Raw genomic sequence first — 17,498 nt, forward strand, 5'->3', positions numbered from 1 at the left:
AATTCGATAAACTATCGAACTCAGTGTGCTTTTCGTCTAAAAAAATTATTGTTTTCTTCTTCTACCTAATACGAATAATACTCCGCCAACTAAGAATGAAATTCCAGCACCAACTGACATCATCCATGGAGACGCTGCCCCTGTTTTCGGTAATTCTCTTTCTGTTTTTACTTGCGGCTCTTTAATTAATTTTTCCAATCTTACTTCCGGTTTCACTTCTGGCTCCTTCGGTTCTTTCGGATCTTCCGGTTTCACTTCTGGCTCCTTCGGTTCTTTCGGATCTTCCGGTTTCACTTCTGGTTCCTTCGGTTCTTTCGGATCCTCCGGTTTCACTTCTGGCTCCTTCGGTTCTTTCGGATCTTCCGGTTTCACTTCTGGCTCCTTCGGTTCTTTCGGATCTTCTGGTTTCACTTCTGGCTCCTTCGGTTCTTTCGGATCTTCCGGTTTCACTTCTGGCTCCTTCGGCTCTTTCGGATCTTCTGGTATCTTAAAATCTTCTTTTGTTTTCGGTAAAATTGTAACTGTAGGCTCAAGTGGCGGATTTATTTTATCGTCCACTACTGCTTTATTTGTTATCCCTTTACTCGGCGCTTCTTTTACCTTCGCTTTAAAAATAATACTACGTTCTTTCGTATCTCTAATTTCTAGATACTTGGCGATTACTTTTCCAAACTCCATTTTTAACTCTATTGGATTTGGCTCAGCCCCTTCAAATCTAATACTACCTTGCACATATTCTAAACCGGCTGGAATTTCATCTTCTATTGTAACTACATCTAGTTTTCCGTTTTCCACCGTATTTTTGAAGCTAATTCGGTATTCTACTTCTTCTCCTAGCTTTGGCTCTTTATTACTTACTGTCTTCGCTGCTGTTAACTTACCATCTTTATATTCTGGCTTTATTTTCGCTGTCGGTTCTATAACTGGATGTTTCGGATCATCCACTTCAATAATCGCTTTATTTGTTATTTCTCCTCCAACTTTTGCTGTTTCTTTTACCTTTACTTTAAAGATGACACTTCTTTCTTTCGTATCCGTAATTTCTGGATACTTCACTGTTACTTTTCCATTCTCTACTTTAAGTTCTGTAGGCACAGGCTTATCACCTACGGCCTCCAGACTATCTTTCACATACTCTAAACCAGACGGAATTTCATCTTCAATCTTTACATCAACTAACTTCCCGCCATCTACTGTGCCGTTAAAAGTAATTCGATATTCAATTTCTTCCCCTAGCTTTGGTTCATGATTACTTACTTCTTTCCTTGCCTCTAGTTTCCCATCTTTATATTGCGGTGTGATTGGTATAAGTGACTCAACTGGCGGCGTCGTCGGATTATTATCATCAACAATCGCCTTGTTTACAATCTCTTTTCCTACTTGTACCGTCTCTTGTACTCTCACTTTAAAGATGATACTTCTTTTTTTCGTATCCGTAATTTCTGGATACTTTGCTGTTACTTTTCCATTCTCTACTTTCAGTTCCACCGGATGTGGTTCGGGCCCATCAGACTTTATACTATCTTGTACGTATTCTAAACCGGCTGGAATTTCATCTTCTACCTTTACCTCAGTTAGTTTTCCGTTCTCTACCGTATTTTCAAAGCTAATTCGATATTCTACTTCTTCTCCTAACTTTGGTTCATGATTACTTACTGTTTTTTCTGCTTGTAATGCACCATCTTTATATTGAGGCTGAATAGAGATATTCGGTTGCTCTGGTGGATTTATTGTATCTTCCACAATCGCCTTGTTCACAATCTCTTCGCCTACTTTAGCTTTTTCTTTCACTTTCACTTTAAAGACGATACTTCTTTCTTTCATATCCGTAATTTCTGGATATTCCGCAAGGACGATTCCGTTTTTCACTTTCACATACAACGGTTTCGGATTCTCTCCCTCGGCTCTTTCACTACCTTCTACAAACTCTAAGCCAGTTGGTAATTCATCCTTAATCTTCACCTTCGCTACTTTTCCATGCTCTACTACGTTACGGAAAGTAATTCGATACTCTACTTCTTCTCCTAATTTTGGAGCTGGATTATTTACTGTTTTCTCAGCTTTTAGTTTTCCGTCCTTATACTCCGGCGTAATAATTGCTTCTGGTTTTTGCGGCGGATTCTTCGGATTGTCATCATCCACAATTGCCGTATTCACGATTTTCTTACCGACTTTTGCTACTTCCGTTACTTTCACTTTAAAGATAATACTACGCTCAGCTGTATCAGTAATATTTTCATACTTCGCTGTAATTTTCCCAGCTTCTTCTTTTAACTCTACTGGCGCTGGCTCATTACCTTCTGATTTTAAACTATCCTTCACATACTCTAAACCAGTTGGTAATTGATCCTCAATTTTCACTTCTGCTAGTTTTCCGTTTTCTACCGTATTTTTAAAACTAATTCGGTACTCTACTTCTTCTCCTAGCTTTGGATCTTTTTTATTTACCTTTTTATCAGCTTTAACTTTACCGTCTTTATGCTGCGGGGTAATTTCTACTTCTGGTCGCTCTGGTGGATTTTTTGTATCATCAACAATTGCTTTATTTACAATTGCTTTGTCCACTTCAACAGAATCTTTCACCTTCACTTTAAAGATAATGCTTCTTTCTTTCATGTCAGTGATATTTTCATACTTCGCACTAACCTTACCAGCTTCTTCTTTCAACTCTACTGGTGCTGGCTTATCACCTTCTGCTTTTAGACTATCTTTCACATACTCTAAACCAGACGGAATTTCATCCTCAATTTTCACCTCTGCCAGTTTTCCATCTTTCACCGTATTATTAAATGAAATTCGGTATTCGATTTCTTCCCCTAGCTTCGGTTTATGATTATTCACCTTTTTATGAGTAGCAATTTTACCGTCTTTATATTGCGGTGTAATTTTTGCTGTCGGATCAATTACTGGATGGTTCGGATCATCAACATGGATAATCGCTTTATTTGTGATGTCTTTACCTATTGCAACTGAATCTTTCACCTTCACCTTAAAGACGATACTTCTTTCTTTCGTATCCATAATCTCTGAATACTTTGCCATTACCTTACCATTTTCTACTTTCAACTCCACTGGTTTTGGCTCTTCACCTTCAGCCTTTTCGCTTCCTTCTACAAACTCTAATCCAGCTGGAATTTCATCTTCTATTTTTACCTCTGCTAGTTTTCCATCTTTCACCGTATTATTAAAAATAATTCGATATTCGATTTCCTCACCTAACTTCGGTTCATGATTACTTACTTCTTTTCTTGCCTCAATTTTCCCATCTTTATATTGTGGTGTAATCGGTACATAAGGCTCTTCTGGCAGATTCTTTGTATCATCTATAATTGCCTCATTTACGATTTCTTCTCCCACTTTTACGCTTTCTTTTACCTTCGCTTTAAAGACAATACTTCTTTCCTCTGTATCTGTAATTTCTGGATACTTTGCCATTACCTTATTATTTTTCACCTGTAGCTCTACTGGTTTCGGTTTAGAACCTTCTGCTGTGATGCTGCCTTCTACATACTCTAAACCATTTGGTAATGTATCCTTTATATTTACCTCTACTAGTTTTCCGTTTTCTACCGTGTTTTTAAAACTAATTCGGTATTCCACTTCTTCTCCTAGTTTCGGTTTATGATTATTTGCTACTTTCTGCGCAGCAATTTTACCATCTTTATATTGCGGAGTAATTTCCACACGAGGCTCTTCTGGCTCATTTTTTGTATCTACTACGATTGCTTTATTAACAATCTCCTTGCCTATTTCTGCCTCTTCTTTTACTTTCACTTTAAAAATAATACTTCTTTCTTTTGTATCCGCAATTTCTAGATACTTTGCCATTACCTTGCCGTTTTCAAATTTCAATTCTACCGGACTTGGTTTAGAACCTTCTGCTTGTAAACTGTTCTCTACGTACTCTAATCCAGCTGGAATTTCATCTTCTACTGTAACCTCTACTAGTTTTCCGTTTTCTACCGTGTTTTTAAAACTAATTCGGTATTCTACTTCTTCTCCTAATTTCGGTTTTTTAGTGTTTACAAATTTCTCTGCTTTAAGCTTACCGTCTTTATATTCTGGCGTAATTGTTACTTCTGAAGTTGTTGGATCTTTTGTATCATCAACAACTACTTTATTGACAATGCCTTCACCAACCTTAAATTCTTCTTTTACTTTCGCTTTAAAGACGATACTTCTTTCTTCTGTATCCATAATTTCTGGATATTTTGCGATTACTTTTCCATCTTTCACTTTCAGTTCTACCGGATCTGGCTTAGAACCTTCTGCTCGTAAACTATCTTTCACATACTCTAATCCATTTGGTAAATCATCTTTTATTGTTACCTCTGCTAGCTTTCCGTTTTCTACCGTATTTTTAAAGCTAATTCGGTATTCCACTTCTTCTCCTAACTTCGGTGTTTCATTATTTACCGTTTTCTTCGCTTCCACTTTTCCGTCTTTATGCTGTGGAGTAATTTCTGCCGTCGGTGTTTCTGGCTCATTTTTCGTATCATCAATAATTGCTTTATTGACGATTTTTTTACCGACTTTCACTTCATCTTTTACTTTCACTTTAAAAGTGATACTTCTTTCTTCTGTATCCGTAATCTCTGGATACTTCGCCATTACCTTACCATTTTCAAATTTCAATTCTACTGGATCCGGCTTAGAACCTTCTGCTTTCACACTGTTTTCTACGTACTCTAAACCTTCTGGTAAAGTATCTTCTATTTTCACCTCTGCTAGTTTTCCGTCTTCTACCGTGTTTTTAAAACTAATTCGGTATTCTACTTCTTCTCCTAACTTCGGCGTTTCATTATTTACCGTCTTCTTCGCTTTCACTTTTCCGTCTTTATGTTGCGGAATAATTTCTGCTGTCGGTGTTTCTGGCGGATGTTTCGTATCGCTCACAATCGCTTCATTAACAATTGAATCGCTCACTTTACCTTTTACTTTCACTTTAAAGGTAATACTTCTCTCTTTTGTATCTGTAATCTCAGGATACTTTGCCATTACCTTACCGTTTTCAAATTTCAATTCCACTGGATCTGGCTTAGAACCTTCTGCTTTTACACTATCTTTCACATACTCTAATCCATTTGGTAAATCATCTTCTATTATTACCTCTGTTAGCTTTCCATGTTCTACCGTATTTTTAAAGCTGATTCGGTATTCCACTTCTTCTCCTAACTTCGGCGTTTCATTATTTACCATCTTTTTTGCTTCAAGTTTTCCATCTTTATACTGAGGAATAATTTCCGCAGTCGGATTAACTGGCTTATTTTGCGAATCATCAATAGTTGCTTTATTAATGATTTTTTTACCGACTGTTACTCCTTCTTTTACTTTCACTTTAAAAACGATACTTCTTTCTTCTGTATCCATAATTTCTGGATATTTTGCCATTACCTTACCGTTTTCAAATTTCAGCTCTACTGAATCTGTTCCGACACCTTCTGCTTTCAAACTATTTTCTACATACTCTAAACCTTCTGGTAAAGCATCCTCTATTATCACGTCTGTTAGCTTTCCGTACTTAACCGTGTTTTTCATACTAATTCGGTATTCTACTTCTTCTCCTAACTTCGGTGTTTCATTATTTACGCTTTTCTTCGCTTTAATTTTTCCATCTTTGTGTAATGGTGTGATTTTTGCTTCTGGTTCTTTCGGATGTTTCATATCATCCACAATTGCCTTATTGATGATTTCCTTACCTACTTCCGCTTCTTCCTTCACCTTTACCTTAAAGACAATACTTCTTTCTTTCATATCCGTAATATTTTCGTATTCAGCAATGACTTTTCCATCTTTCACACTTAACTTTAATGGAGCTGGTTTATCACCTTCAGCCTTTTCACTGCCTTTTACATACTCTAAACCGTTAGGAATTGTATCCTCTATTATTATCTTTTCTAGTTTTCCGTTTTCTACCGTGTTCTTAAAGCTAATTCGGTATTCTACTTCTTCTCCTAGTTTTGGTGATGGATTATCTACTGTCTTCTTCGAATCAATTATTCCATCCTTATGTTGCGGAGTAATTCTTTCCTCCGGCTCAATCGGTGGATTTTTCGTATCATCAACAATTGCTTTATTGACAATCTCTTTATCTACTTTTGCTTCTTCCTTCACCTTTACTTTAAAGACGATACTTCTTTCTTTCATATCCATAATATCGATATACTTAGCTTTGACTATCCCATTTTCAACAGCTAATTCTACTGGTCCAGGTGCTTCTCCTTCGGCCTTGATGCTATTTTCTACATATTCAAGACCTTTTGGAATTGTATCTTCCACTCGCACCTCTTCAAGTTTTCCGTTCTCAACCGTATTATGAAAACTAATGCGGTACTCGATTTCTTCGCCTAACTTTGGCTTCTTATTATTAACTACCTTTGTAGCAGCAATTTCACCTTTTTTACTTTGCGGTGTAATAACAACCTTTGATTCAACAGGCTCATTTTTCGGATCTTTTGCAATTGCTTTATTTACGATTGCCTCCCCTACTTTTGCCGAATCTTTTACTTTCACTTTAAAAACAATACTTCTTTTTTCTGTATCCGTAATTTCTGGATACTTTGCCATTACTTTGCCGTCTTCCACTTTTAGTTCTACTGGCTCTGGTTTTATACCTTCAGCTTTCAAACTATCTTTCACGTATTCAACACCTTTAGGTAGTGTATCTTCTACTAGCACCTTTTCTAGTTTTCCGTTTTCTACCGTGTTCTTAAAGCTAATTCGGTATTCTACTTCTTCTCCTAGTTTTGGTGTTTGATTCGTTACGCTTTTTTCAACATCCACTTTACCGTATTTATAATCCGGCGTAATCTTTTCTTCTGGATGCTCAGTTTGTCCATTCGGCTCACTCACAACCGCTTTATTAACAATCGTTTCTCCGGCTTTTGCCTCTTCTTTTACTTTCACTTTAAAGGCAATGCTTCGCTCTTTTGTATCCGTAATCTCTGGATATTTTGCGATTACCTTACCATTTTCTACTTTTAACTCTACTGGATTTGGTTCAGCACCTTCAGCTCTCTCACTGCCTTGAACAAATTCTAAGTTAGCTGGAATTTCATCTTCTATTGTAACTGCATCTAGTTTTCCGTTTTCCACCGTATTTTGGAAGCTAATTTGATATTCAAATTCTTCTCCTAGCTTTGGCTTCTTATTTGTTGCTTTTTTCTTTGCAGCAATTTTACCGGCCTTATGCTGTGGTGTAATCTTCTCTTCTAGATTCTTTGGTGGATTTGTTTTATCACTAACGGTTGCTTTATTAACAATTTCTTCACCAATTTTTGCAGTTTCTTTTACTTTTGTTTTAAAGACGATACTTCTTTCTTCCATATCCATAATTTCTGGATACTTTGCAATTACTTTTCCATTTTCAAACTTCAGCTCTACTGGCTCTGGTTTTGCACCTTCTGCTTTCAAACTATCTTTCACGTATTCAAGATTGCTTGGTAATTCATCTTCAATCGTCAATACATCTAGACGTCCATCTTTTGTCTTATTTTTAAATGTAATACGATACTCTACCTCATCACCTAACTTCGGTGTTTTATTAGAAGCTATTTTTCTCGCCTCTATTTCCCCTGGAACTTCTTTTGGGGTAGTAACCGTAACATTTGCATCGTCCTCAGTTTCATACTTTATCTCGGCACTATCTTGTCCCTTTACAACAACGACATTTTTTACTGTTGTATCTGATTGTACAGAATCTTTCACTTTTACTTTGAATGTAATAACGGTACTTTCACCCGGCTTTAAAACACCGCCGTCTTTAGCATTAGCACCTTCACCAACACGGAAATCAATTTGATTATTTACAAACTCCGCTTCATCATCGCTTGCATCATCTGTTTTATTTCCTTTATTACTTCCAGAAATATATTGTATAGATCCCGGAACATACTCTAAACGTTCATCTAATTTATCAAAACCTTTTACATTCGATACCGGTGCTTGGTTATTTTTCGTATCATTTTTCACTTCAATTTGATACGTAAACTCTTCACCAGCTTTAATTTCCTTAACTTCTTTACCGGTACTATCTAATGCCTTTTTATCAACTTGTAAGTTTGGAGCATTATGCTCTGTAACGAATGTGGCGTTATTTAATACGTAAATATCACCGCCACCACCATATGCTCTAAAACGCATTTTTGCTTCTTTTAAATCATTTTTCACTTGAGTAGGTCCTTCAAGGTGATACGTATGAATATCTGTACTGAAAGAATTTGTCCAATCTGGATTATATCCTGGGTATTTTTTCGTAACAAATTCGTTAGTGCCATCTACTTGTACTTCTGTCATAGATGAGTCATTAACATCATTATCTTTACCTTTAATATTTTTAAACTTTTGATACCCTAACCCAAAATCATACTCTCCATAATCATAGGCATATCCATCATTATCAGCTGGATCACCTTGCGATGAAAAATAACTAAATTTCGCCTTAAAAGCGCCTTCTTTTGGTGTGTTTATTTTATTAACACTAATATCTGTCCAGGCTGTACTTTTTTGAGAGACTAGCCCTTCCCAAATCTTCATGTCTTTTACTGTTTCTTTATAGTTTTCATAAACTAATATAAGATTCCAGTTGCCCCAGTAGTAGCCACTGCCTTTTTTAAATTTAATTTGTGGTACATTCGCAACTGTCACCGTTTGAGAAATACCTTGTTTTGCAATCACATTTGTTACGTCAGCATATGCAACATATCCTGCGCCACTGCTATAGTGATTTGCAATATACGGTAAATAATCCGCTTTTCGTATACTATCAGCACTTATTTCAGCATATTGCTTATTTCCCATCTTCATTTTAACGGGTTCTCTTACATCTTCATCGCTAACTCTATAATCTGTCCTTGCATCACTTGGAGTCCCCATAGCTGCTGTCCAAAATAAATATGCCTTTTTCACTTTACTTCCAGCAGGAATGTTAGGAAATGCACCTGTTGATGAATTAAATGTAGTATCATCATTATCAACATCTACAGCTTTTTTATTGGTTTTGCCACCAACACTTTGCCTAGTATAATGATTATCTGTCAAACCAAGCGTCACATTACCAGTCTGTACTAAATTACCAGGAGCAATTATAGAATACAACGGGTCTCCAAATCCTTGTTTATCTCCTGTTTGCATTTGAACCTTCGAAGCATTTTCTGACGCAGCTTGTACTTCTGCAACACTCTGCTTTACTGCCTCTTTTTCTGGCTGTTTCTCAGCTTCGGTTATTGGTTGTTCTGGTAGTTCTGTTTTTGATGTAGGGTTATTTTTATCTTCTACAGATACTTTTAGCTTTTCATCAACTTTTTTAATTGTATTATTAGCTGATGGGCCAACTTCTTTCTTACTACTGTCAGCCTCCTCATCGGCATTAGCTGCTACCTTTTCTTCAGAAGGGATTCCCTCAACATCTACAGACATGTTTCCTATTTGTACTTGATCTTTTTGCACACTAATCTTTTGTTTGTATTCTTTATTAAAATGCTGCGTGCGGCTAGCCTTTATTAGCACCGTCATTTTTTCGTGTGATTTTAAATCTCGAATTTTAAGATTAAAAGAAAGAAGTTTTCCTCCCTTATCTTTTTCTTCTACATAGAAATCCGCTACTTTATTTTCAGGTAACTTCTCTCCGTTTACTTTCACAGATTGCGAGAGGAACGTAATTTCATTTTCATTACTTTGTTTAAGCACCAATTCTTGAATTGGTGTAGCTCCCGTATTTTCAATCGTATATTGAAATACGTGCTCCCTCTTAGCTACTTCCCCCTTATATATTTCGGCATTTACTTGCTCTGCCTTAATTTTCACATCATTTCCTTGTAACTCATCCCAGCTTTTTTTATTTATCTCTGCAAAAGCACTGGGTGAAGGCAATATGATGGATAGGAGAAGTGTGATCATTGTTACGACATTAAAACACTTCAATACTTGTTTCATATTTTCTACCTTTCTCCTTTCTATATACTTGCTATCCGTCTACTTAATTTCGTAGCCGTATACATAGCAATATATATCCACTCGCAACAATCCGACCTACGAAAATGTATCGTTGAAATCCCAATGTCAACAATATAAATCTCATAGAATATTACTATTTTAATTTATCAAAAATAGCATATATATATCGGACACTTATACAAACCTTCACCATTTTTTAACATAGTAAAAAATGCCCTATTGTATAGGTTTATATAACAGTTTAAGGATACATAAAAAGCTTAACATATCTCTTAATCTATTCATACATACAATAGAAATTTTACCATTTTTAGTCATTTCAGTTTGTTATTTATGATTAAAATTTTCAAAAAACAATAACCGTTACATGTAAAAATATGTTATATTATCAAGGAACATATGTTCTTATTTTAAAGGAGGAATTTGTAATGATAAACGAACCCATTATCGTAAAAAAAGAAGCTTTCCAAGCAATCGGCGTTTCGATTACGACGACTAACGAAATAGAGACATCTACTGAAGGAAAAATTCCCGAGCTCTGGAACCGATACTTTCAAGAACAAATGATGCATCACATCCCAAATCAAAAAACGAAAGAAACATTCGCATTCTACTCCAACTATGAATCAGATGAAACTGGTACATATACATTTACAATCGGTACGACCGTTTCTTCATTAGAAGACGTTCCTGAAAATATGACAACTTTAACAATACCTGCTGCTACATATGCGGTATTTACAACGAGAAAGGGACCAGTTGCTGAAGTCGTTTGCGAAGCTTGGGAATATATTTGGCAATGGTCGAAAGAAAATAAACGTGCCTTCACAACAGACTTCGAGCTTTACGACGAAAGAGCATTAGACCCAAATCATGCACAATTGGATATTTATATTGCGTTAGCCTAAAAAAAGATGCCCATTCGGCATCTTTTTTTGTCGTTAAATAGCTACTGGGCAAATCCATTATTATTGTCTACAATGAGAAAGTGCAGTATAGAAATATTAGAAACTGTATAAAGTGAAACTATACTCAGCGGAGGGCATCTCCCATTGAGTATTAGCCCTCACCAATCGGGCGTTTACTGTTTTTTTAGTTTAAATTTGTCACATAGAAAGGAAGCAATATGGAGGAACTACAACAAAATAAAACTGCTTTAGAAGGAAGCGGAAAACCGTTATTAAAAAATACGAATTTCCTTTTTCTTTGGGCAGCTACTCTTTTTTCAAGCTTTGCTTTAGCCTTTTTTACTTTTTCACAAACGTGGTACATAGCAAAAACATTAAACCTTGAAGCTTCACTCGGTGTTGTTTTCGTAGCCCTTAGTGTTCCAAGGCTTATTTTTATGATTGTCGGCGGCGCTGTAGCTGATAAATTCCCGAAAAAAAATATTATGTTTTACTCCAATATCATTCGAGCGATTCTTGTCGCAACCATTCTCACATGGTTTATCGTTGGTGATGTAACGCTATATACATTTGCTTTATTCGCTTTATTCTTTGGACTTGCTGATGCTTTCTTCTGGTCAGCAGATGGATCTATCTTACCGGAATTGGTAGAAAAAAGCCGGTTAACACAAGCGAATTCACTTACACAAATGACGAACCAAGCATCGGTCATCTTAGGCCCTGTACTTGGCGGAATTCTCATTAAATTTACGAACTATGAGACAATCTTTTCCATTACGATTTTATTACTGATTGTCGCAGCCATACTCGTTCAAAAAATACAATTTACGATGCCAGAACTAAAAGATACAGATAAAGGTATGTTCACTTCCATTAAAGAAGGAATCTTATATGTAAAGGAATCGCCATTCCTTTCAACTTTCCTTATTTGTAGCGCTTTTTTAAACTTATTTTTAATCGGCCCGATGCAAGTTGGTTTCCCGCTTTTTGTTAAAAACGTGCTGCATGGTGATTCGCTCCAGTTTAGTTACTTAGAAGCGTCTGTCGGCGGCGGAATGGCAATCGGTGCGGTCATTGTCGGTTTAAAAAATATTAATCGTAGACGCGGTCTATTTTGCATTATCATGATGCTACTGTCTGGTGTATTCTTCTTATCCATCAACTTTAGCACCGTACTTTGGCAAGCATTATTAGCCGGCATGTTTTATGGTATTACAATCGCAATGGCTATCGTTCCGCTTATGGCGATGATTCAATCGACAGTAAAAGAGGAAATGATGGGACGCGTAATGAGCTTACTTATGCTATCATCAATGGGCTTTATCCCGCTCTCTTATGCATTCACATCCATTGCACTTGCAATAGGAATTCCAATCGTAACCGTTATGAAAAGTGGTGCAATCGCCGTTATTGTCTTCGTACTCTTTGTAGCGATTCGTGTTCCAGTTGTAAGAAAGTTTGATTAACTACTTGGAGTCATGCATTTACGCATGGCTCCTTTTTAAAAGGATCAAATAACGGTATCCCCTTACTTCTTCTCACAGCTGCTCCCCATTCTAATCCAATCTCTAAAAATAAATCCCGCACTGTACTATATAAAAGTGCCTTCACATTTTTACGGATTTCCCCGTATTTATACGCCCTCACAACACTTTTCACGCGCCAAATGAAATTCCCATACACTTCTTCATCAGCTAATATTTGCTCCAGTAAAACACCTTGCTCTAGTAATCCACTCTTTTTATATGCAAGTTCCACCTTACTCCAAAATATATTAATCTTCTTCGGATTACTCGTCATCGGCAGAAGTGCGTATATAAAAGGCTTCGGTATATCATGACGGCAATACGTCTCATCAAGCTCGTACGTTATTTTTCTTTTCTCTTTTATTTGTGGAATGTTTTTAGAAAGAATTGTTTCCCTTTCGCTTTTTTGCTCCTTTCCGCTACAGCCAGCTGTATAATCCTCACTTTCACATGCGGACATTTTCATACGGTCATCCATGCGGTCAATTGCAGATATAAGAAATACATATAAGTTCGCACTATATCCGCCGCGCCTATGTCTTTCTTTTGTCGCAACACGCTTTATAATTCCTAGTTCCTCTAACTTTGCAATAGAGCGGCGTACTGTACGAATACTCTTTCCAACATTTGTAGCAATCGTCTCCATTAATGGACAAGCAACCCCCACTGTCTTCTGTTTCTCATTCACTGCATACTTTCCTAAAAAATGAATAATGGTAGCATCCGTTTTATTTAATTGAAATCGATAATGTTTCAAAACTTGTTTTTGATATGTATTAAACTCTTCTTTACTTTGAAATTCACTATATGGTTTCATTAAATTATATAAGCTTCCCATTTTTATCACCTCACTTATAAATAAGAGGCAGGAAGAAAAATTGGCGTGATAGTTAATATTTTTTTATTGGAGATGAAAATATGATCGTAATTAGTGCTTGTTTAGGTGGTATCGCTTGTCGGTATGATGGAAATGACAATCTCGTTTCAAAAATAGAGGAGCTTTTGCAAAAAGAAGATACAGTCCTCATTTGTCCTGAAGTATTAGGGGGATTACCAACACCTCGCCCCTCAGCTGAAATTATTGGCGGGAATGGCGACGACGTTTTAGACGGAAAAGCGAAAGTGATGACGAAAGATGGTGAAGATGTTACAGAAGCTTTCGTAAATGGCGCTTATAAAGCATTAGAACAAATTAAAAATTTACACCCAGAATATATTATTTTAAAGGAACGCAGCCCATCTTGTGGTAGTTCTACGATTTACACTGGAGAATTTAACGGCAATAAGCAAACTGGTTTCGGAGTGACAACTGCTTTATTTAAAAGACACGGATTTAAAGTCATTTCAGAAGAAGAATTTGAAAGCAAAAAAAGGAATTGACCCTGTTCGTCAATTCCTTTTCTATCTGTCTTATTTCACGCCTAATTTTTCTTTCACTTTCGCTGGAAGCTCGTCTTTCTTTACTTCTTCCCAAGCTGATACACCTTTTTTATCTGAGTGATATACGCGTAGGAATGCTTCTTTACGAAGATTTTTTTGAGCTGTAAATTCTAATTCTTTCTCTTTACCGTCTTTATCAAAGCCAGTCAACTTATATTCATAATCTTTAAATTTTTGACCATTATCAGCTTTACTATGAACTTCTTTTCCATCTACTGTAATTTGAACGTAGTACTCATCTTTACCCATACGGTTTAAATCACAACCAACTAACAAGCTTGCGAATACAACTAAAATACTAAATAGTGCAATGTATCTTTTCATTTCCTTCACCTCATATGTTTTTTCTTATATTCTTATCTTAAAGCCCAGAGCTTAAAGAAGAAATTCAAAAACATGACATGAACATTACACTTTTGTAAGATAATAATTATTTCTTCACTTTAGAAATTGTCATTCCATCACCAATTGGAACGAGTACAGATTGTAAATGCGGGTCGATTTCTATCATTTCATTAAACTTCTGTATAATGTTTTTGTTTCGCACGCTTCTCAGCTACACTACCGCCAATAACGTCTTTCACGCCAATTTCGCCACTTATCACGTAATTTCCTTATACCGTTTATTACGCCTTCTATTATACCCTCAATTATAATCTCTATTACAAGGTATCTTATTAAACTAATAATAGGTTTAATTACGTATTTCCTTATGAATTCAAGAATATCCTCCATCATATTTCCCTCCTTTTTTCAAAAGGAAGCTGCTACTCCTCCGCGTCCTTTTACGTCCAATTACAATTGCTGCCCTACTGCGGCATATATCAACAAAACTAATACGTCAACAACATCCACAATAACGCTATTGAATTTGGAAGAAACTTCGGTAAATACTAATACTATAACATGGCTAAGAGAATTATTTTTTCATCTATATTTGGGGATGCTCCCAAAAACTTTATAAAATCAAAGACAACTTTACTACAACTCTTCCCGTAACTAATTTATTATCGTGGTAAACCGTCTTCCACTACATCCGTAACAGTTCCATTCGGTTCAAAGATTACACGTAATGATCCTTCTCCACCATAACCAGTATAGTCATATACTGAATAAGATTTATATTTCTCAATCACATGTGGCTGTCCAATTGCAGCTTTTACCTGATTCGCGGGCATACCTTTTTTGATTTTCAAATAGTGATTGTAACTTACTGCTGCCGAATTGTTATTTACATCTTTATACCACGGTACACGATCGTTTTTTTCTTCATATTCCTTTACAGGCTCTTCAATACGTTTCATAGATACCTCATTCTCTTTATCTGTACCCTTTATAGCAGTACGTTCAATATTCACAACGTAACCATATGTATTTAATTCAACCATAATTTCATATGTACCATCCGTATCTTTTTCAGTATAAAATACGCGTTTTTCATTATTATTATAATATTTTATATTCTCACCATCGTAGTCAATCGTATTAAGAATATCCGTATACGTCATACCTTCCTCAATCTTTTGAGATTCGTCATGAGAAATATAACGCTTCTTTGATGATGGAGCATCCTCATTTTTAATACTTTCACGTTTACTCGTGGTCATAGGTGTTTTCTTCTGATCTTTTAATACTTCTTCACCTTCGGCCTTCGCTGGTTGCTTTGCTCCTACTTTTGTTAATACGTCTGTATCACTAGAACAAGCTCCCAAAATCGATACGGTAGTCAACGCCACCCCTACTATAAGTACTTTCTTAAATAACTTCATTCTAATCCCCCCGGTGTTTTTTAATATCTAGTAATCAACGTATTTTAATGAATACGGAACTATTCAGTTCTATACAATTTGCTATAGCCTTCTCCCTCATACACCTTTTTTATATAAAGTGAAACTTTAATCAGCCCTCACCAATCGGGCTTTTATGGGATAAATCTACCTATTAGTAATAACCGGTGAAACTACAGCTAGTCCGAACACGATCGCCAATCATCTTCGTTACAAATATTAACATTAAATACAACTAATAAATAGTATATTTCTTCTATTTATTTACATTTCCGTTACGAAATCTTATCTTAAAACGAGCAATATGAAACTGGAATTCACAATATAAATCATATATACTATATATAATAACATTTAAATTAAATTCCAAAGTAACTTTACATGCATTTTCTGTTTTAACGCCAAAAGAAAAGACCTTTCTAACGATTTTATTCCATCGCTAAAAAGGCCTTTTCTATTTCGGCTAAAAACTTAGCACTCTTCTGGTTTACCAGCATTCGTCGCTGTACGGAAAGATGATCCACATCCGCATGATGCGATTGCGTTTGGATTGTCGATTGTGAATCCACCGCCAAGCATAGATTGTTTATAGTCAATTTTTACTCCTTTAACAATTGGAGCACTTTCTGTATCGATAACAAATTCAACACCGAAAAACTCAAGAACTGTGTCGTCTTCTTTTGGTTCTACTTCAAATCCTAAGCCGTAAGAAAGACCGCTACATCCGCCGCCGTGTACAGCAAGGCGCACATACTTCTCTCCATCTTCAGCATCTTTTAACATATCTTTAATTTGAAAAGCTGCTTGTTCTGTTACTTCAATCATGAAATACACCTTCCTTTCTGTTCTTAGTCCATTATACATCTTTACGCTTCTATCTTGTACTCATACACTCCGCGGCAAATTACTTCCGCAGGTCCTTTCATCAACACGTTTCCTTCTTCAGTCCACGCAATCATTAAATCGCCACCAGCTAAATGAACAGTAATTTCCTTACCGCGTTCCATCTTTCCATTTAAAATAGCAGCTACAACTGCAGCGCACGCTCCTGTTCCGCAAGCTTGCGTTACACCAGATCCACGTTCCCAAACGCGGAAGTTCATCTCGTCATCATTCAAAATTTCGATAAACTCAACATTTACTCGCTCTGGAAACATTTCATGTGTCTCGAGGACTGGTCCAAGTGTTGTAAGAGGTGCTCTTTCTACATCATCAACCAAAATAACCGCATGCGGATTTCCCATTGAAACAGCTGTAAATGCATAACGATGATTATTATATAAGAAGTTTTCACGAATAAATGGCGTTTCACCTTCACCAAGCATCGGTATTTCTGCACGTGTTAGACGCGGTGCCCCCATATCGATTTTCGCTAATGTCACGACACCATCTTCTACTGTTACTTCAGCCGTTACAATACCAGCTAACGTTTCAATTGTGAAAACTGTTTCTTCTACTAGTTTATGCTCATACGCATATTTCGCTACGCAGCGCAAACCATTACCACAGCTCTTTCCTTCAGAACCATCATTATTAAACATGCGCATTTTCACCGGAGCTACGTCTGAAGGGCAAATTAAAATCATCCCGTCTGCTCCAATACCAGTATTAATATTTGAAACCTTTTCGGCCACAAGGGCTAAATCTTCTTCAGGAATTTGCTCTTCAAACATATTTACATATATATAACTATTGCCAAGACCATGCATTTTTGTAAAAGAAAATTGGCTCATTTATATTCACTCCAAAAATAATTTGTTATGTTAAGTATAAAATGCATGCTTTTAGAACACAATATGAATGTCCCCCGTTTCTCATATTTGACAACGTTTGGCGATGAGCCACTCTTACACAATTTGTGTAAGAAAAAAGCCCTTCTAAAA

General features: G+C 36.2%; 9 protein-coding genes and 1 pseudogene. 3 read left to right on the top strand and 7 right to left on the bottom strand.

All coding sequences use genetic code 11. The annotated features are described in order from the left end of the window. Positions 1 to 45: 45 nt before the first annotated feature. On the bottom strand, positions 46 to 9,933 hold the full coding sequence (locus GD442_RS24200; protein ID WP_159365217.1) for an isopeptide-forming domain-containing fimbrial protein: 9,888 nt from the start codon (positions 9,931 to 9,933) through the stop codon (positions 46 to 48). Positions 9,934 to 10,382: 449 nt separating this feature from the next. On the opposite strand from GD442_RS24200, the gene GD442_RS24205 reads away from it, so the two are divergent. Together GD442_RS24205 and GD442_RS24210 are read left to right on the top strand one after the other, a co-directional pair. Beyond that, the gene (locus GD442_RS24205) at positions 10,383 to 10,862 is read left to right on the top strand and encodes a GyrI-like domain-containing protein (protein WP_088053806.1); all 480 of its coding nucleotides are present in this window, start codon (positions 10,383 to 10,385) and stop codon (positions 10,860 to 10,862) included. Positions 10,863 to 11,080: 218 nt separating this feature from the next. Then, positions 11,081 to 12,328 carry an MFS transporter gene (locus GD442_RS24210; protein ID WP_159365218.1) on the top strand — a complete coding sequence of 416 codons (1,248 nt, stop codon included), beginning with the start codon at positions 11,081 to 11,083 and terminating at the stop codon, positions 12,326 to 12,328. A gap of 10 nt (positions 12,329 to 12,338) precedes the next feature. On the opposite strand, the gene GD442_RS24215 is transcribed toward GD442_RS24210, so the two are convergent. Beyond that, complete coding sequence (locus tag GD442_RS24215; RefSeq protein ID WP_159365219.1) at positions 12,339 to 13,226, bottom strand: helix-turn-helix domain-containing protein; 888 nt, start codon at positions 13,224 to 13,226, stop codon at positions 12,339 to 12,341. Positions 13,227 to 13,306: 80 nt separating this feature from the next. Here GD442_RS24215 and GD442_RS24220 point away from each other — a divergent pair, with 80 nt between their 5' ends. Continuing rightward, the gene (locus GD442_RS24220; protein WP_031312816.1) at positions 13,307 to 13,768 is read left to right on the top strand and encodes a 2-thiouracil desulfurase family protein; all 462 of its coding nucleotides are present in this window, start codon (positions 13,307 to 13,309) and stop codon (positions 13,766 to 13,768) included. Between the two features lie 30 nt (positions 13,769 to 13,798). On the opposite strand, the gene GD442_RS24225 is transcribed toward GD442_RS24220, so the two are convergent. The 5 genes and pseudogenes from GD442_RS24225 to dapF all read right to left on the bottom strand — a co-directional run bounded on the left by GD442_RS24225 (position 13,799) and on the right by dapF (position 17,348). After that, on the bottom strand, positions 13,799 to 14,152 hold the full coding sequence (locus GD442_RS24225; RefSeq protein ID WP_000833148.1) for a YxeA family protein: 354 nt from the start codon (positions 14,150 to 14,152) through the stop codon (positions 13,799 to 13,801). 106 nt (positions 14,153 to 14,258) lie between these two features. Then, positions 14,259 to 14,433 (bottom strand): annotated as a pseudogene (locus GD442_RS24230) (methyltransferase). A gap of 402 nt (positions 14,434 to 14,835) precedes the next feature. Beyond that, positions 14,836 to 15,597: a hypothetical protein gene (locus tag GD442_RS24235; RefSeq protein ID WP_033696606.1), complete on the bottom strand. Its 762-nt coding sequence runs from the start codon at positions 15,595 to 15,597 to the stop codon at positions 14,836 to 14,838. Positions 15,598 to 16,086: 489 nt separating this feature from the next. Next, positions 16,087 to 16,440: a HesB/IscA family protein gene (locus GD442_RS24240; protein ID WP_000573826.1), complete on the bottom strand. Its 354-nt coding sequence runs from the start codon at positions 16,438 to 16,440 to the stop codon at positions 16,087 to 16,089. 41 nt (positions 16,441 to 16,481) lie between these two features. Continuing rightward, positions 16,482 to 17,348, bottom strand: coding sequence for a diaminopimelate epimerase (gene dapF / locus GD442_RS24245; RefSeq protein ID WP_159365220.1), 867 nt, complete (start codon positions 17,346 to 17,348; stop codon positions 16,482 to 16,484). Between the last annotated feature and the right edge of the window lie 150 nt (positions 17,349 to 17,498).

This window comes from Bacillus sp. A260, from assembly GCF_009861435.1.
Lineage (GTDB): Bacteria > Bacillota > Bacilli > Bacillales > Bacillaceae_G > Bacillus_A > Bacillus_A cereus.